The organism is Kingella pumchi, from assembly GCF_022288825.1.
Classification (GTDB): domain Bacteria; phylum Pseudomonadota; class Gammaproteobacteria; order Burkholderiales; family Neisseriaceae; genus Kingella_D; species Kingella_D pumchi.
This window is the reverse complement of sequence record NZ_JAKOOW010000023.1, coordinates 71,750-88,792: the sequence shown is the minus strand read 5'-3', so window position 1 is coordinate 88,792 and position 17,043 is coordinate 71,750. Positions and strand designations below refer to the sequence as shown.

12 protein-coding genes and 4 pseudogenes are annotated in these 17,043 nt (G+C 53.2%); 9 read left to right on the top strand and 7 right to left on the bottom strand.

Going from position 1 to position 17,043, the window contains the following annotated elements:
* Both MB824_RS06030 and MB824_RS06025 read left to right on the top strand, forming a co-directional pair.
* Positions 1-107, top strand: a pseudogene (locus MB824_RS06030) (IS5/IS1182 family transposase); the annotation flags it as partial.
* A gap of 374 nt (positions 108-481) precedes the next feature.
* On the top strand, positions 482-3,748 hold the full coding sequence (locus MB824_RS06025; RefSeq protein WP_407659226.1) for a GNAT family N-acetyltransferase: 3,267 nt from the start codon (positions 482-484) through the stop codon (positions 3,746-3,748).
* 22 nt (positions 3,749-3,770) lie between these two features.
* Here the strand turns inward: MB824_RS06025 and MB824_RS06020 are convergent, their stop codons facing one another.
* From MB824_RS06020 to MB824_RS06010, 3 genes are read right to left on the bottom strand one after another with little or no spacing between them, the layout of a single operon-like run.
* Positions 3,771-4,193 (bottom strand): very short patch repair endonuclease, encoded by a 423-nt coding sequence (locus MB824_RS06020; protein ID WP_238746798.1) that lies wholly within the window; start codon positions 4,191-4,193, stop codon positions 3,771-3,773.
* A complete protein-coding gene (locus MB824_RS06015) occupies positions 4,190-6,088 on the bottom strand; it encodes an ATP-binding protein (RefSeq protein ID WP_238746795.1) in 1,899 nt (632 codons plus the stop codon). The genes MB824_RS06020 and MB824_RS06015 overlap by 4 nt, the downstream gene beginning before the upstream one ends.
* Before the next feature lie 25 nt (positions 6,089-6,113).
* Positions 6,114-7,172, bottom strand: coding sequence for a DNA cytosine methyltransferase (locus MB824_RS06010; RefSeq protein WP_238746792.1), 1,059 nt, complete (start codon positions 7,170-7,172; stop codon positions 6,114-6,116).
* A gap of 496 nt (positions 7,173-7,668) precedes the next feature.
* On the opposite strand from MB824_RS06010, the pseudogene MB824_RS11680 reads away from it, so the two are divergent.
* A pseudogene (locus MB824_RS11680) lies at positions 7,669-7,851 on the top strand (SWIM zinc finger family protein); the annotation flags it as partial.
* Positions 7,852-7,853: 2 nt separating this feature from the next.
* On the opposite strand, the pseudogene MB824_RS06005 reads toward MB824_RS11680, so the two are convergent.
* A pseudogene (locus MB824_RS06005) lies at positions 7,854-8,508 on the bottom strand (IS1595 family transposase).
* Between the two features lie 91 nt (positions 8,509-8,599).
* On the opposite strand from MB824_RS06005, the pseudogene MB824_RS06000 reads away from it, so the two are divergent.
* Positions 8,600-8,791, top strand: a pseudogene (locus MB824_RS06000) (MGMT family protein); the annotation flags it as partial.
* Positions 8,792-8,996: 205 nt separating this feature from the next.
* Here the strand turns inward: MB824_RS06000 and groL are convergent.
* The gene (gene groL, locus MB824_RS05995) at positions 8,997-10,640 is read right to left on the bottom strand and encodes a chaperonin GroEL (protein WP_238746789.1); all 1,644 of its coding nucleotides are present in this window, start codon (positions 10,638-10,640) and stop codon (positions 8,997-8,999) included.
* Positions 10,641-10,726: 86 nt separating this feature from the next.
* A complete protein-coding gene (locus MB824_RS05990) occupies positions 10,727-11,014 on the bottom strand; it encodes a co-chaperone GroES (RefSeq protein ID WP_238746780.1) in 288 nt (95 codons plus the stop codon).
* A gap of 313 nt (positions 11,015-11,327) precedes the next feature.
* Between MB824_RS05990 and rfaE1 the strand changes: the two genes are divergently transcribed.
* Together rfaE1 and MB824_RS05980 are read left to right on the top strand one after the other, a co-directional pair.
* Entirely contained in the window at positions 11,328-12,281 is a 954-nt protein-coding gene (rfaE1, locus tag MB824_RS05985) for a D-glycero-beta-D-manno-heptose-7-phosphate kinase (RefSeq protein WP_238746777.1), read from the top strand.
* Positions 12,282-12,450: 169 nt separating this feature from the next.
* On the top strand, positions 12,451-13,008 hold the full coding sequence (locus MB824_RS05980) for a hypothetical protein (RefSeq protein WP_238746767.1): 558 nt from the start codon (positions 12,451-12,453) through the stop codon (positions 13,006-13,008).
* A 97-nt stretch (positions 13,009-13,105) separates the two neighbouring features.
* Here MB824_RS05980 and MB824_RS05975 read toward each other — a convergent pair whose 3' ends face one another.
* Positions 13,106-14,257: a trans-sulfuration enzyme family protein gene (locus tag MB824_RS05975; RefSeq protein WP_238746764.1), complete on the bottom strand. Its 1,152-nt coding sequence runs from the start codon at positions 14,255-14,257 to the stop codon at positions 13,106-13,108.
* Between the two features lie 205 nt (positions 14,258-14,462).
* Here MB824_RS05975 and folE2 point away from each other — a divergent pair, with 205 nt between their 5' ends.
* The 3 genes from folE2 to mlaE all read left to right on the top strand — a co-directional run bounded on the left by folE2 (position 14,463) and on the right by mlaE (position 17,042).
* On the top strand, positions 14,463-15,251 hold the full coding sequence (folE2, locus tag MB824_RS05970) for a GTP cyclohydrolase FolE2 (protein WP_238746761.1): 789 nt from the start codon (positions 14,463-14,465) through the stop codon (positions 15,249-15,251).
* A 102-nt stretch (positions 15,252-15,353) separates the two neighbouring features.
* Positions 15,354-16,172 carry an ABC transporter ATP-binding protein gene (locus MB824_RS05965; protein WP_238746754.1) on the top strand — a complete coding sequence of 273 codons (819 nt, stop codon included), beginning with the start codon at positions 15,354-15,356 and terminating at the stop codon, positions 16,170-16,172.
* 93 nt (positions 16,173-16,265) lie between these two features.
* The gene (mlaE, locus tag MB824_RS05960; protein WP_238746753.1) at positions 16,266-17,042 is read left to right on the top strand and encodes a lipid asymmetry maintenance ABC transporter permease subunit MlaE; all 777 of its coding nucleotides are present in this window, start codon (positions 16,266-16,268) and stop codon (positions 17,040-17,042) included.
* The last annotated feature ends 1 nt before the right edge of the window (position 17,043 follow it).

The window sequence follows — 17,043 nt, the reverse complement described above, 5'->3', positions numbered from 1 at the left end:
GGAAGCTGAAGATATTCAAAATCTTGTCGCTGCCTTACCGCAACAGGCGGAAACGGTTCGGGTTAAGGGCAAATCTGATTGCAGGACTGGTTAATGCGATGGGATGAATATTTTCGCAAGAGGTCTAATACCGATACCGTCTGAAAACAGCGCACGCCCTGCGCAAGCAACACTCAGGCAGCCTGAAACCCGCCGCCGTCATTCCTGCGCAGGCGGGAATCTTGGTAGAATTTGAGCAACAAATTGTTTTTAAACAGTTGCCGAATATCCACTAAGATTCCCGCCTGAGCGGGAATGACGGCATAAGTTACGCCGTCTGAAAACAATATGCGCCACAAAGGCAGCCTGAAACCGATTTCCCCATTCCAAACCTACTATGCAAGCCACTCAAACTCATCCAAACAAAACCCCCGGCACGCCGTCTGAAAACCATTCAGCCAGCCCTAAACCCCGCTACCGCCTGACCAAAATCGGCGAGCAAATGGCACGTCTGCCGATTGACCCGAAAGTCGCCCGCATTTTGCTGGCGGCGAAAAAGCACGACTGTATGGCGGAAATCCTGGTGATTGTGTCCGCGCTGTCCATTCAAGACCCGCGCGAGCGGCCTCTGGAAGCGCGTGAAGCCGCTGCCAAGGCGCATGAGCGGTTTGCCGACAAGCAGTCGGATTTTCTCGCCTACCTGAATATTTGGGACAGCTTCCAGCGCGAGCGCGACAAGGGTTTGTCCAACCGCCAGATGGTGGCGTGGTGTCATCAGTATTTTCTGTCGCACCTGCGGATGCGCGAATGGCGCGAGCTGCACGCGCAACTGGCGCAGATTGCCATTGAAATGGGTTTGACCGATAAGGAAAGCGCGTTTCGCAAACCCGAAGCCGCCGCACCGCAGGTTTCAGGCAGCCTGAAAACGCAAACGCCGTCTGAAAAGCAGTCCGCCGACCTTGCCGCCCGTCTGAAACAAAAAGAGTTGGACAAAAAACACGCCCGCGCCGAGCGCCGCGCCGCCAAGGAAGCGAGTTACGAACAAATCCACCGCGCCCTGCTCACGGGCTTGATTGCCAACGTCGGCATGAAATCGCCCGACGGCAACGACTACACCGGCGCGCGCGGCAGCCGTTTTCATCTGTTCCCCGCGTCCGCGCTGTTCAAAAGCAAGCCCAAATGGGTGATGGCGGCGGAGCTCACCGAAACCACGCGCCTGTACGCGCGCGATGTGGCGGCGATTCAGCCCGAATGGATTGAGCAGGAAGCGCCGCATTTGGTGAAATATCATTATTTTGAGCCGCATTGGGAGCAAAAGCGCGGCGAAGTCGTCGCCAGCGAACGCGTTACGCTTTATGGCCTGACCGTGCTGCCGCGCCGCCCCGTCGCCTACGGCAGAATCGCCCCCGCAGAAGCCCGTGAAATCTTTATCCGCAGCGCATTGGTCGCCCAAGAAATGGGCAGTTTCACCGCGCCGTTTTTCGTGCACAACCAAAAACTGATCCGCGAAGTCGCCGAGCTGGAACACAAATCGCGCCGCCAAGATGTGTTGGTGGACGATGAGATTTTGTTTGAGTTTTACGATGCGCGCTTGCCCAAAACTGTGTTTAAAAGCGGCGGCGAGATAGTCGGGCAGCCTGAAAATGCGGTTTTGCCGTCTGAAAATAAGGCAGGCTGGGTCGCGACCCAACAAAATGCACAAAAGCAGCCTGAAAACCGTTCAGACGGCCTTTCAGGCAGCCTGAAACCAAATATCCGCCCCGCCACAACTAGCGATGCCGCCGCCGTTGCCGAATTATTTCTCCGCGCCGTGCAGCACATTTCAAACCGCCATTACAGCGAGCAGGAAAAAAACGCATGGCTGCAAGGCGCAGACGATGCCGATTTCTGGCAAAAACACATCGACGGCGGCAATGTCCGCGTCGCCACGCACAACGGGCGCGTGCTCGGTTTCATTGAATACCAGCCCGAACAAAGCCACCTAAACTGCCTTTATACCGACCCGCACCACCAGCGGCAGGGCATCGCTACCGCGCTACTGAATGCCGTTTTGCCATCGGCAGACAGCGGCAAAACCATAACGGTAGACGCATCCAAAGCCGCATTGGCATTTTTCCAAAAACAAGGCTTTGTGCGGCAACACGAAAACCAAATCCCGCGCAACGGCTTGGTTTTGACCAATTACCGCATGGTTCGTCAAGCAGGCAGCCTGAAAGCCCAAAGGCAGCCTGAAAACCGTTCAGACGACCCCAAAGGCAGCCTGAAACCCCAAACGCCGTCTGAAAAACCCCTTGCCGATATCCGCACCTTCGCGGCCTGGCTCAAAACCGCCGAGCGCGACAACCCGCGCCTGCTGTTCCTCAGCCGCGACGACCTCATGCAGCACGCCGCCGCGCACATCACCGAAGAACAATTCCCCAAACACTGGCAAACCGCAGACGGCAAGTTCAAACTTTCCTACCGCTTCGAGCCGCACCACCCGCTCGACGGCGTTACCCTCACCCTGCCGCTCACCGTGCTCAACCGCATCAGCCCCGCCGCCCTCGAATGGCTCGTGCCCGGCATGATACGCGAAAAAATCCAGCTACAAATCAAAGCCCTGCCCAAACAAATCCGCCGCATCTGCGTGCCCGTGCCCGAATTCATCACCCAATTTTTAAGCCAAAACCCCGACCGCAACGCCCCCATCCTGCCCCAACTTGCCCAAGCCATCGCCAAAACCGCAGGCGACATCCGCATACTCGAGCAAATCAACCAAGACGAATGGGCCGCGTTCAGGCTGCCCGAACACTGCTATTTCAACCTCCGCATCATCGACGACGGCGGACAAGAATTAGCCATGGGGCGCGATTTAATCCAGATCCAACAACAACTTGGCAAAGCCGCCGCCACCACCTTCCGCGACAACACCCAAGAATTCGAGCGCGACAACGTCACCGCATGGGACATCGGCACCCTACCCGAATCCATCAAATTCGCCCGCGGCAAACAACAGCTCACCGGCTACCTCGGCCTGCAAAAAGAAAAAGACGGCCGCATCGCCCTGCGCCTGTTCGACACGTCCGCCGCCGCCGAACAAGCCCACAGGTTAGGCGTGATCGAACTTATGAAACTACAACTAAAAGAACAAGTTAAAGACCTGAACAAAGGCATCCAAGGCTTTACCCAAGCCGCCATGCTGCTCAAACACATCAACGCCGACACCCTGCGCGACGACCTCACCCAAGCCGTCTGCGACCGCGCCTTTATCGGCGAAGACGAGCTGCCGCGCAACGAAAAAGCCTTCAAAGAACAAATCAAACGCGCCCGAAGCCGCCTGCCCGCCGTCAAAGAAGCCCTCAGCCGCTACCTGCAGGAAACCGCCGCCGCCTACGCCGAACTGAACGGCAAACTCGGCAAACACCCGCTCACCCAGCTCCTGCGACAACGCCTGCAAACCCTGCTCGCCGCCGGCTTCGCCACCCGCACCCCGTGGGCACAATGGCCTCGCCTCCCCATCTACCTCAAAGCCATGACCTTGCGCCTCGAAAAATACAGCAGCAACCCCGCCCGCGACGCAGCCCGCGAAGCCGATATACAGGAATTGGAACAAATGTGGCAGGAAAAAACCGACGGCTTGGTGAAACAAGGACAACCCGTTTCAGACGACCTCGCCGCATTTAAATGGATGATTGAAGAATTGAGAGTGTCGCTGTTCGCGCAGGAGTTGAAGACGCCGTATCCGGTGTCGGTGAAGCGGTTGTTGAAGGAGTGGGAGGATCTTAATTAAAGGAAGATGCCGTCTGATTTTTTCAGACGGCATCTTTTATTTCCTCGACCAACCGATTTAATCGCTCCCTACAAATAGCTTTATTTTTTAATTCGCACTCCCAAACGACAATCACTTTGAAACCAATCTTTTCCAGCTCGGTTTTATTTTTAATATCACGTTCGCGATTTTTTGTGATTTTTTCCAACCAAAAATCCGTATTGCTTTTCGGAATATGCCCTTTACAGCAAGAATGCCCGTGCCAAAAACAGCCGTGTATAAACACGACTGTTTTATATTTCGGTAAAACGATATCCGGTTTGCCTGCATAGCGTTTATCGTTTTTCCGATAACGGAAACCTTGGGAAAAAAGAAATTTCCTTACCAATATTTCCAAATCAGTTTCCTTACCATGTATTTTCGACATGATTTGGGAGCGTTTTTCAGATGTAAAAATATCGGTCATGCTTTCTTTCTCATAGATTCATATTTCTCTATAAATTCATTATGATAATTTTTGGCATTAGCAAGCAATTCTGAATAGGTCTTGACGTAAACGGAACCGCCTTTTTGCAATGCTTCTGCCGTCATTGTTACACTCGGGGTATCAACCAATCGTTCTGCTATTAAATAACAGCAAACCTTTGTACCTTTTTCATTGCCCAGCCGTTGTGCAATAAAATTTACATAGTCAAGCGCCTGTACAATTTCTTTATGGCTAATTGTACCTTTTGGGCGTTTCAATTCAATAATAAAAAAACTATCGGCAAATCTTTGGCACAGGAAATCAATTCTCCTATCATTTATATCCAATGTCTCATCAGGATATTTTTCTTTTAATAAAGAAGAAAATGTAACCTCATCCTTAAAAGACATAATCCGAGGATCCAACAACCACGGGAATTGCTTTAGGAAATTATGCAAAACAGGAACTTCTTTTGCATTTTGTGCGATATATTCTTCAAATTTCTTAATGGTTTCCAGCCTGACTTCTGCAAGTTTATAAAACTCCCTTGCTTCGATTAATTGCCATTCACTCATTAATTTTAAAATTTGCTCCGGATGATCAAAGTTGTTTTCACTAATATCGGCAGCCAATTCTTTAAATGCTGTGAATTGATATGAATCTTGGACATAGCGGATTAGATTGCTGGTTTTTTCCGGCTCTAATCCCTCTGCTTGGATAATCTGATTCATAATTTTTTTAGCCAGCTTTCTTTCACGTTTCGGTAATGTTTCATACCAATCGTCAAGATTAATACCTACGATTTCTTCAATTTCTTGTTTTTTATCATTTTCTTTAACATCTTTTTGGAAATTATAGAATTTTTTAATTAGAATTTGTAATAATTCTTCCAAAAGCTTCGTTTCATCAGTCTCCCAATTTAACGAACGTCGATTAGTGGAAATCACATCTTCAGAAAAATCTTCAATAAAATCAACATTTAGCCAACCTGTAAGATATGAATATCCAAAACTGGTTGCACTCAATCCATAAAATGCATATTCATTAACCAGCTTTCCCCTTGAAAAAAGAGCAATTCCTCTCATTTTCTCAGGGATGGTTTTTTCTTTACTGGCAATTAGGCAACCTGTTATTTGTTTCAGATACGCTTCATATTTATTTTTTTCTTCAGATGTTAAATTAATCTCTGCCCAAGGCGCTTCCCATTTAACAAAACAATCAAAATCCTGATAGCGTAAACTGTTACTAATGAGAAGTGGATCGGTTTGTTCATTATGAAAGATATTAACTTGAAAATCTTCTTCATCGAATACATGAAATGCTTTAGAAAGGGATAAAGCCAAATCTTGTGCAGAAAATCCGGTTTTTCTTTTTATTTTTGTTAATTTTATAGTTGTCCCACTTTTTTGTTTTACAGAAATATCACTTTCAAGAATCGTTGGATGATAAATTCCTGTATTGGCTCGTTGAGATTGTATATCATCCCAATTTAATAAAAATGTTGTTTTCGAATAATTTTGAATAGTTGAAATTTCCACTTGGGTGGCAATTCCAAAAAAAGCCAACTTTCCAATTCCTTTTTTACCTATTACCCATCTTTTTCCACTTTTGCTTTTATCAGATTGATCATCTTTTCTTCTATTTCGGCCAATTAATAAAAACTTATCATTGATTTCATCAAAGCTCATTCCATGACCATTATCTTCAATAATTATTGACTTTTCCTGATATTTATCGTTTAAATAAATTTTTACTTCAGTAGCATCTGCATCGTAAGCATTTGATATTAATTCAGAAATGACTGGGGGCAATGTGGAATACATTTGAATGCCTAAATGTGTAATCACATTGGGGTCAAATTTCATTTCAAGCACTTTTTGTTGACTTTGAGACATTTTGAATTTCTCCGTATCGTAAAGGTTATTTTTTAACACTGATGATGCTCATTCCTATTTTTTTAGCATATTCAGGAGGGACGGCATTTCCGATCAGGCGAGCTATCGCATCCCTACTTTTTCCCCTAAATATGTATTCTTTAGGAAAAGATTGCAGTACGGCTCCCTCCCGCATAGATAAAGCCCTATCCTCATCCGGATGTACGAAACGTCCATTGGAAATACTGAAAAATTTGGTTGTTATGGTAGGAGCGGGTTTATCCCACCATAGTCTACCAAACGTATCTTTAAAACTATCATCTTTCCCTATAAAACATTTCAGCTGTAATTCGGGAATATGCGCAAAAGCCAAGCGGTTTCCTCCGTTTTTAGGTATCAACGCCAATCGTTTCAAATTGATATCGGATAATCCCGCACAACTATGCATAAAATCCGTCTCGTCTTGATGCCCTGCAACAATTTTGGGAAAGCCGTTTTCCATTCCCAAAACATCGCGTACCGTAAGCCGTTTGCCCGAATACTTGACTGGTTCTAGCTTTTCTTTGGTTATTCTGTTTGCAATTAACGTAAATCTTTTACGGCTTTGGGGAATTCCGTAATCGGCCGTATTGTGAATACCGAAATGAACGGTAAATCCTTTTTCTTCCAATAACTTTATGAAATTATCAAGCCCGCTTTCTTTCATTCTGCTCAGAATTCCCGGTACGTTCTCTACAACAACATATCCGGGATTGAAATATTCTACAAACCGCTGAAACTCCAAAAGCAAACTCTTGGATTTTTCCGATTTTCTTTTGTCTGTTTGAATAACACTCCAATATTGACAAGGACTACAACCTATAAGAATCAAATCATCATCATTCTTTTTTAAGCCGAGTTCCTTTTCCAATGTTTCAGGCTGCAATTCAAAAACATCAGCCTGTATAAATTTGGCATTTATATTGGCTTCATATGTTTCTTTGCAGCTAGGTTCGTAATCTATCCCGGCTAAAACCTGAATACCGGCGGATTGCATTCCATAGCTCATCCCGCCTCCGCCACAGAAAAAATCAACCGCCTTTAATTTACTATTTTTCATTTTCATTTAAATAATTAGGTCTCTGAGAACTAACTTTATACAACATATAATTCATTGCTTATCAAAAATAATTTGCGATTTTATTAAAATTCATGCATCTAAACAAGCTATAGCTTAATTTCCTCAAGACGAGCGGATAACTCCAAACGCACACCTCACAGAAAGGTCGTCTGAAACCCATTTTCAGACGACCTTTTGCCTCCTTACAAAACAAATCTTCCCGCCACCCTTTCTCCAAACGTCGTCTAAACCAGTAAACTACTAATATTTCAACAATTTCTTGGAAGTAAACCATGTCCGGTATCTATCTACCCCGCCTATTTTCGCCCCACATCATCGAACGCGGTCTGCTGTATTTTCAGTAGGGCAAGGTTCGCGATGTTCAAAAAACTTCCGCCGGGCGTTATCGGGCGGAGGTGTGCGGTTCAGAAAACTATTCGGTATGGCTGAAGCTGGATAGTGATTTGTACATTAAGGACGGGGCTGCGATTGTCCTTATGGTGGGGCGTGCAAGCATATGGCGGCGTTGTGGTATGCGGTGCGCGCTCAAACGCCGGATAAACAAGCTGACGAATCCGGCGTGCAGCAGCCTGAAATCATTCTCTTTGTATCGTGCTCTAACACCAAAGGCTACCTGAAAACCATTTTTCAGGTAGCCTTTCTCTTAGGGGCTGACGTAGATTAGCCCTAAATTCCACACCACTCCCGCAAGATTTTTAGCTGTTGGGACGGTGTGCCGAAGTTAAACCGAAATTCGCATTCTTTCAAGAATAGCGGGAAAGATTTGCGATCGATTCCGTTGTATTTGCGCAAGACGCGTTTCGCCTGATTCCAAAAGTTTTCAATGCCGTTAATGTGGTTCTGGCGGTCGGCAAATTCCTTGGAATGGTTGATGCGGTAATGGATAAAACCGCTCACATCCAACTTGTCGTAGCTGCTCAGACTATACAGTATAAACAATACTGTCCGGCATGATTTTCCTTTTGATGACAGGCATTAAAGTATCGGACTTGGCATTATCTACGACAACGGTATAGACCCGTCCGTTGCGTTTCAGAATGCCAAAGACAACCACTTTTCCTGCCGCACCACGACCATGTCTGCTTTTACGCCGTCCGCCGAAATAGCTTTCGTCCAACTCAACAGAGCCCTCAAAAACCTTATCGGCAGCCAAGGCTAAATGATGGTTGATGACCATACGGATTTTGCGGTAGAACAGGACTGCCGAATTGGGATGAATACCCAAAATATCGGCGGCAGAACGGGCGGTAACTTCGAGTACAAAAAATTCAAGCAGTTTCTTTTGAATACTCTTTTTTAGTTTGCAACGGGTTATCTTCATTTTTGCAGTCTAACATGACTGCTTATCTAGTACAGCCCTTATAAAATTTAACAAATAATGCAAGTTCATAGCTTGTGTTCCAACTTTATCTATGCGCCCAAAAAACGACTACCTAGCCTACCAAATTCTTTCCGCCGTATCCGAAATCCCCATCGGCAAAGTCGCCACCTACGGCCAAATCGCCCGTCTAATTGGCAGGGACAAAAACGCCCGCCTGGTCGGCAGCGTGCTGCGCCATGCGGCGGATTACGGCGATTATCCTTGTCACCGCGTGGTCAATGCCGCAGGGCGGCTGGTGCCGGGTTGGGCGGCGCAGGCAGATTTGCTGCGCGATGAAGGTGTGGAATTGAAAGACGAAACCCATCTGCCTGAAACGGTATCAATGGGATTGTTAGTTTCTGGCAGCACCAACAAAAAGCAGCCTGAAAACCGCGAATCCGGTTTTCAGGCTGCCTGGTTTCAAAACGGCGCGATGCCGGCGGCGGGGCTTACATCATGCCCATGCCGCCCATTCCGCCCATGCCGCCGCCCATATCGGGCATGGCGGGTTTGTCTTCGGGGATGTCGGCGATCATGCACTCGGTGGTCAGCATCAGGCCGGCGATGGAAGCGGCGTGTTGCAGGGCGCTGCGGGTTACTTTGGCCGGGTCGAGCACGCCCATGGCGATCATGTCGCCGTAGGTGTCGTTGCCGGCGTTGTAGCCGAAGTTGCCTTCGCCTTCGAGCACTTTGTTGACCACCACGCTGGCTTCGCCGCCGGCATTGGCAACGATTTGGCGCAGCGGGGCTTCAACGGCGCGCAGGACGATTTTCACGCCTGCTTCCTGGTCGGCGTTGTCGGCATGAACCTTTTGCAGGGCGGCACGGGCGCGCAGCAGGGCGACACCGCCGCCGGCAACCACGCCTTCTTCAACGGCGGCACGGGTGGCGTGCAGCGCGTCGTCCACGCGGTCTTTTTTCTCTTTCATTTCGACTTCGGTAGCGGCGCCCACTTTGATCACGGCTACGCCGCCGGCCAGTTTGGCCACGCGCTCTTGCAGTTTTTCTTTGTCGTAATCGCTGGTGGCGGTTTCGATCTGCTTGCGGATTTCGTTCACGCGGGCGTCGATCAGGGCTTTGTCGCCGATGCCGTCGATGATGGTGGTGTTTTCTTTGCCCACTTCGATGCGTTTGGCCTGACCCAGGTGTTCGAGCTTGGTTTCTTCGAGCGACAGGCCGACTTCTTCGGCAATCACGGTGCCGCCGGTCAAAATGGCGATGTCCTGCAGCATGGCTTTGCGGCGGTCGCCAAAGCCTGGGGCTTTGACGGCAACGGTTTTCAGGATGCCGCGCAGATTGTTCACCACCAGGGTGGCCAGCGCTTCGCCTTCAACGTCTTCGGCAATAATCAACAGCGGACGGCTGGTTTTGGCCACTTGTTCCAAAACGGGCAGCAGATCGCGGATATTGCTGATTTTTTTGTCGAACAGCAGCACAAAGGGGCTGTCGAGACCGGCGATTTGTTTTTCGGGGTCGTTCACGAAATAGGGCGACAGGTAGCCGCGGTCAAACTGCATGCCTTTGACCACTTCCAATTCGTTTTCCAGCGATTTGCCGTCTTCCACGGTAATCACGCCTTCTTTGCCCACTTCCTGCATCGCATCGGCGATGATTTTGCCGACCTGCTCGTCGGAGTTGGCGGAGATGGAGCCGACTTGGGCGATCTGCTCGTAGGTTTCGCAGGGTTTGGAGATGTTTTTCAGCTCGTCAACCAGCGCGGATACGGCTTTGTCGATGCCGCGTTTCAGATCGGTGGGGTTCATGCCGGCGGTAACGTATTTCATGCCTTCGCCGACTATTGCCTGCGCCAGCACGGTGGCGGTGGTGGTGCCGTCGCCGGCCACGTCGTTGGTTTTGGACGCCACTTCTTTCACCATCTGCGCGCCCATGTTTTCAAACTTGTCTTTCAATTCGATTTCTTTGGCCACGGTAACGCCGTCTTTGGTGATGTGCGGGCCGCCGAAGGAGCGGTCAAGCACCACGTTGCGGCCTTTGGGGCCGAGGGTTACGCGCACGGCGTTGGCCAGTACGTTTACGCCGTTTACCATTTTCTGACGCACGTCGGCGCCGAATTGAACGTCTTTTGCTGCCATAATCAATTTACTCCAAAGGGTTTTTTAATTTTCAGGCTGCCTGAAACGGCAGTCCCGGGTACATATTAAAGATGCTGCCTGCGGATTTATTCGACAATGCCGAAGATGTCTTCTTCGCGCATCACCAGCAATTCCTGGCCGTCGGCTTTAACGGTTTGGCCGCTGTATTTGCCGAACAGCACTTTGTCGCCGACTTTCACATCCAAAGCGCGGCGCTGGCCGTCTTTGCCCACTTTGCCGGCACCCACGGCGATTACTTCGCCGATATCGGGTTTTTCGGCGGCAGAGCCCGGCAGGATGATGCCAGATGCGGTTTTCTCTTCAGCTTCCAAGCGTTTCACAACCACACGGTCGTGCAGGGGGCGGATAGTCATGTTTTACTCCGGATAATCAGGGTTGGACAAAAAAGCAATACAGACCGAAGTCTGCAACGGACGGGTAAATTAAGGCGGCAGCAGGCGAATTCAAGGGCGGGGCGCACAAAAAAATATGCCGCTGCAACAAACGTTTCGCGCAAACGGCACTTTGGTTCAGGCTGCTTTTGCCGTTTCAGGCTGCCTGCTGGCGGCGTTTGACCGGCAAATCGGGTTAAAATGCCGCGCCCGCAAACAGCGCCGTGCCGCTGCGTTTGCGGCAGCCTGAAAACCGGTGCGGCCGCCTGCCGCGCCTTTGTGATTGGAGAAGCGTATGGTTTACCGCATTCCCGAGCGCCAAGATTTTTCCCCCGCCCGCGTGCTGGTGGTGGGCGACGTGATGCTCGACCGCTACTGGTTTGGCGACGTGTCGCGCATTTCGCCCGAAGCGCCGGTGCCGGTGGCGAGAATCACCAAAACCGAACACCGTGCCGGCGGCGCCGCCAACGTTGCCCGCAATATTGCCGCGCTCGGCGGTCAGGCCGCGCTGCTGGCGGTTTGCGGCGAAGACGATGCCGCCGATACGCTGGAAGGCCTGATGCGCGACAACGGTGTGGCGCCTCATCTCGAGCGCTGCCCCGGCTTTGAAACCACCCTGAAGCTGCGCGTGCTTGCCCGCCAGCAGCAGCTGATCCGTTTGGATTTCGAGCAGCGCCCCAGCGCAGGCAGCCTGAAAAACGTGCTGCGCCGCTACCGCGAACTGCTGCCCGATTACGACGCCGTGATTCTTTCGGACTACGGCAAAGGCGTGCTGGCCGAAGTCGCCCAGATGCTCGCCGAAGCCCGTACTGCCGGCAAGCCGGTGCTGATCGACCCCAAAGGCAGCGACTACCGCAAATACCACGGCGCCACCCTGATTACCCCCAACCGCGCCGAGCTGCGGGAAGTAAGCGGCAACTGGCAAGATGAAGAAGAGCTGGGCTTCAAAGCGCAAAACCTGCGCCAGCAGCTCGATTTGCAGGCGTTGCTGCTGACCCGCAGCGAAGAGGGCATGAGCCTTTACCGCGCCGGCCAGACCGACCACCAGCCCACCCGCGCCCAAGAGGTGTACGACGTTTCCGGCGCCGGCGATACCGTAATCGCCGCCATGGGGCTGTGCCTAGCTGCCGGCTACACGCTGACCGACGCCATGCACGCCGCCAATGCCGCCGCCGGCGTGGTGGTCGCCAAACTCGGCACCGCAGTGTGCAGTTTCGACGAACTGCGCGCGGCGCTGGCGGCTGGCTAAACACACGAAACCCGCCGCCAAACGTTTTCAGGCTGCCTTGTGTTCAACCATCGCAAGGCAGCCTGAAAATAGGTTTACGCACTTTGGCATCCCCCCAGCAAAACACGCCTTTTATACGTTTTCAGGCTGCCTTGCCCGCTCCCATCATCTAAATTAACAAGGAAATGCTATGTCTAAAATCCTACTCTCCGCCCTTCTGCTTGTGTTGCCCGTCGCCGGCTTCGCCGCGCCCAAAGGCAAATCAACCGTTGCGCCCAAAGCCGGCGATTTTATCGGCAACTGGCAATGCCGCACCCAAATAGGCGATGAAGTGCAAGACGACAGCACCATACAATTTAAGCCCAACGCTCGTTACACCAGCCAAGCAACGCTTACCTTCCGCATAGATGCGCCCGGCGAAAAAGGCTCGTCCCAACCCGGCAGCAACGACAAAACCAACTATCAATACAAGCTAACCGCAAACGGCAAATGGAGCGTGCGCGGCAACATTCTCACTTTCCATGACCAAAAAACCACCAAGCTGCACAAACACACACCCGCTGCGCCTGAGTTGTCCCCTGCGCCCGATTCGCCCGAAGCGGCGATAGACAAACAGCTCGCCCGCATCTTGCAAAACAGAAGCAGCGAATCCTATCGCATACTCACCTTCACCCCCGATTTGTTTACGCTTACCAACGCCGCCAATCCTCCGCTGATGGGCATGACATGCCAGCGCATCAAAAAATAACAATCCACAGGCCGCCTTTGTTCCGCGCAAAAGCAGCCTGAAAACCGCCGATACGGTTTTCAGGCTGCTTTTTCGCCCGTCAAACGGCATCCGTTTTTCAGGCTGCCTTTAATGCCTGATCGACGTCCTGCCAGATGTCTTCGATGTCTTCGATGCCCACCGACAGGCGCAGCAGGCCGGGGGTGATGCCGTGGGCTTCTTTGAACGCCGGCGGCATGCCGCTGTGCGACTGGCTGTAGCAGTGGTTCACCAGCGTTTCGACGCCGCCGAGGCTGGAGGCCATCTGCACCAGTTTGAAGGCGCGCACCACACGGTCGGCAGCTTCGCGGCTGTCGTTTTTCAGGCGCAGGGAAACCACGCCGCCAAAGCCGCGCATCTGGCGTTTGGCCAAATCGTGATGCTCGTGGCTTTCCAAGCCGGGGTAATAGACGGCGGCCACGGCGGGGTGGTGTTGCAGGCGGCGGGCGGTTTCCAGCGCGTTGCTTTGGTGCGCCTGCATCCGCACCGCCAGCGTTTTGATGCCGCGCAGCACCAGCCAGCAGTCCATCGGGCCGGCCACGCCGCCGGTGTTGACCATCATATTGTGCATGGCTTTGGCCAGCGCTTCGTCTTTGAGTGCCAGCACGCCCATCAGCACGTCGGAATGGCCGCACAGGTATTTGGTGGCCGAATGCAGAACGATGTCGCAGCCCATATCCAGCGGGTTTTGCAGATAGGGCGTGGCAAAGGTGTTGTCGCAGCCGACCAGCGCGCCGGCGGCTTTGGCCTTTTGCGCCAGCAGCGGGATATCGACCAGCCGCAGCAGCGGGTTGGACGGAGTTTCCAGCCACACCAGTTTCACCGGCTGCGCCGCCAGCGCGGCATCCAGGTTTTCAGGCTGCGTCAGATCGGCGAACACTACGTTCACGCCCCAAGGCGCGTAAACCTGGGTGAGCAGGTCGTGGACGCCGCCGTAGATGTCGGACACCGCCAGCACGGTATCGCCCGGGCGCAGCACGGTGCGGAACACGCAGTCGGCGGCGGCCATGCCGCTGGCAAAGGCCAGACCGCGGCTGCCGTGTTCGAGCGCGGCTACAGTGTCTTCGAGTACCTGGCGGGTGGGGTTGGACAGGCGCGAATAGCGGTGGGGGAGATTTTCGCCGATGGCGTGCATGGCGAACATGCTGTTCTGGTACAGCGGCGGCATGATGGCGCGGTTGTGTTCGTCGGGATTGTAGGCGGCGTGAATGGCTTCGGTGGCAAACTTCACAACAGGCTCCTTGTTTGTATGGTCGGGCGTTTCAGGCTGCCTGAAACGCGGATGGGGCGGATAGCCAGAATCAATTTTGGGCGTATGTCAAACAACAGGCCAAATGATATACTTGCCCGCCCCGCAGCGAAAGGGGCGGCAGCGCGGCTTTCAGGCTGCCTGAAACCACACACCACACACACCCGATTTGAAGGACTTCCCCCGCATGAGTGCCATCGCAGACGTGCAAAGCAGCAAAGACCTGCGCAATCTCCCCATCAACCGCGTCGGCATCAAAGACCTGCGCTTCCCGATCCGCGTGCGCCACCGCGAAGGCGAACAGGCCACGGTGGCGCGGATGACGATGACCGTGTTCCTACCGGCCGAACAAAAAGGCACGCATATGTCGCGCTTTGTCGAACTGATGGAAGCGCAAAGCGAAGCTTTCGATGCCGGCAGCATGCGGGTTCTGCTGGAAAAAATGCTCGCGCGGCTCGGTGCCGACGCCGGCAGCATCAGCGCCGCTTTTCCGTTTTTCCGCATCAAAGCCGCGCCGGTGTCCGGTATCCGCTCGCTGCTCGATTACGACATTGTGCTCAGCGGCGACCTTGACGGCGGCCGCTACCGCAGCCGGCTGAAAATCCTGATTCCGGTTACCAGCCTGTGCCCCTGCTCCAAAGAAATCTCCGAATACGGCGCCCACAACCAGCGCTCGCACGTTACCGTTACCCTTGATTGCGCCGAAAACGTGCCGCCGGAAGACATCATCGACATCATCGAAAACCAGGCCTCCTGCCAGCTCTACGGCCTGCTCAAACGCCCCGACGAAAAATTCGTTACCGAACGCGCCTACGAAAACCCGAAATTCGTCGAAGACATCGTGCGCGACGCCGCTGCGGCGCTGGCTGCCGACCCGCGCATCAGCGAGTTTATGGTCGAGAGCGAAAACTTCGAATCCATCCACAACCATTCGGCCTACGCCTATATCGCCTCCGCCGGCTTTCAGGCAGCCTGAAAGTTTTTCCGCGCAGCAAAACAGGACGGCAGCCCGGGTTGCCGTCTTGCTTTGTCAGACGCTTACGCATAACATACGCCGCTTTCACATCGGGATACGCGCATGGCCGTGCCGTTTATTGAGTTTCGCGAAGTCGCCTTCGCCTACGACGAACGACCGGTGCTCAAGCAGGTCAGCTTCAGCATCGGCGAAGGGCGTTTCGCCGCCGTGATGGGCGGCTCGGGCAGCGGCAAAACCACGCTGATGCGCCTGATTACCGGCCAGCTGCAGCCCACCGCCGGCCAGGTTTTGGTACAGGGGCGCGATTTGGCGTCTTTCAGCCGCCGCGAGCTCGACGAACACCGCCGGCGCATGGGCGTACTGTTTCAGCACGGCGCGCTGTTTACCGATTTGTCGGTGTACGAAAACATCGCTTTCCCGATGCGCGAGCTGACCGCGCTGCCCGAAGAAGCGGTGCGCGATCTGGTGCTGCTCAAACTCAACGCCGTCGGGCTGTACGGCGTCGAAAACCTGATGCCCGCCGAATTGTCCGGCGGCATGGCGCGGCGGGTGGCGCTGGCGCGAACCATCGCGCTCGATCCCGAACTGGTGCTGTACGACGAACCCTTTACCGGCCTTGATCCGATTTCGCTGGGCGTCATCGCCCACCTGATCAGCCGCGTCAACCGTTCGCTGCGCTCCACCAGCGTGATGGTTACCCACGACATCGAAAAATCGCTGCAGATTGTCGATCAGGTGATTTTCCTGGCCCACGGCGAAATCGTTTTTTCCGGCACGCCCGACGAAATGCGCGAACTCGATTCACCGTGGGTGCGCCAGTTTGTCGGCGGCCTGCCCAACGGGCCGGTGGCCTTCCGTTATCCGGCGCAGCAGGATTTGTGCCAAGACCTGCTCGCGCCGCGCAAAGGCAGGGCAGCCTGAAACCGCCGCCGATGCTTTCAGGCTGCCTGAAAGCGCTAACCAGGCAGCCTGAAAACCCCAAACCCGCATTTGAACGTTTGTGCACCTTAAACTATGGAACTGATCCGCATCCTCGGGGCGAACACCCTGGGCTTTATCCGCTCGCTCGGCGCAGTCAGCCTGTTTCTGCTGCGTATCTTGGCGCGCTCGCCCGCGCAGCTGGCGCGGCTGCGGCTGACCGTGCGCCAGATGTATTTTGCCGGCGTGCTGTCGGTGCTGATTGTGGCGGTGTCCGGCCTGTTTGTCGGCATGGTGCTGGGGCTGCAGGGCTATACCCAGCTGGCGAAATTCAAATCGGCCGACATTCTCGGCTATATGGTCGCTGCCTCGCTTTTGCGCGAACTGGGGCCGGTGCTGGCGGCGATTCTGTTTGCCAGCAGCGCCGGCGGCGCGATGACCAGCGAAATCGGCCTGATGAAAACCACCGAGCAGCTCGAAGCGATGGGCATGATGGCCGTCGATCCGGTGTCGCGGGTGGTGGTGCCGCGCTTTTGGGCGGGCGTGCTGTCGATGCCGCTGCTGGCGTCGGTGTTTAATGTTGCCGGCATCGCCGGCGCCTATCTGATCGGCGTCGAATGGCTGGGGCTGGACAGCGGCGTGTTTTGGTCGCAGATGCAGAACAACATCGCTTTGGGCTATGATGTGCTCAACGGCCTGACCAAATCGGCGGTGTTCGGCATAGCGGTTACGCTGATTGCCGTTTACCAGGGCTTTCACTGCGTGCCTACCGCCGAAGGCATCCTGCGGGCAAGCACCCGCACCGTCGTCGCCTCCGCCCTGTGCGTGCTGGCTTTGGATTTTGTATTAACCGCATTTATGTTTGCCGGATAAG

Bases quoted from the DNA above. Each gene is read 5' to 3' on its own strand.
- MB824_RS06025 (WP_407659226.1), top strand. From the start codon at position 482: ATGGCACGTCTGCCGATTGACCCGAAAGTCGCCCGCATTTTGCTGGCG.
- MB824_RS06020 (WP_238746798.1), bottom strand. From the start codon at position 4,193: ATGACCGATATTTTTACATCTGAAAAACGCTCCCAAATCATGTCGAAA.
- MB824_RS06015 (WP_238746795.1), bottom strand. From the start codon at position 6,088: ATGTCTCAAAGTCAACAAAAAGTGCTTGAAATGAAATTTGACCCCAAT.
- MB824_RS06010 (WP_238746792.1), bottom strand. From the start codon at position 7,172: ATGAAAATGAAAAATAGTAAATTAAAGGCGGTTGATTTTTTCTGTGGC.
- groL (WP_238746789.1), bottom strand. From the start codon at position 10,640: ATGGCAGCAAAAGACGTTCAATTCGGCGCCGACGTGCGTCAGAAAATG.
- MB824_RS05990 (WP_238746780.1), bottom strand. From the start codon at position 11,014: ATGACTATCCGCCCCCTGCACGACCGTGTGGTTGTGAAACGCTTGGAA.
- rfaE1 (WP_238746777.1), top strand. From the start codon at position 11,328: ATGGTTTACCGCATTCCCGAGCGCCAAGATTTTTCCCCCGCCCGCGTG.
- MB824_RS05980 (WP_238746767.1), top strand. From the start codon at position 12,451: ATGTCTAAAATCCTACTCTCCGCCCTTCTGCTTGTGTTGCCCGTCGCC.
- folE2 (WP_238746761.1), top strand. From the start codon at position 14,463: ATGAGTGCCATCGCAGACGTGCAAAGCAGCAAAGACCTGCGCAATCTC.
- MB824_RS05965 (WP_238746754.1), top strand. From the start codon at position 15,354: ATGGCCGTGCCGTTTATTGAGTTTCGCGAAGTCGCCTTCGCCTACGAC.
- mlaE (WP_238746753.1), top strand. From the start codon at position 16,266: ATGGAACTGATCCGCATCCTCGGGGCGAACACCCTGGGCTTTATCCGC.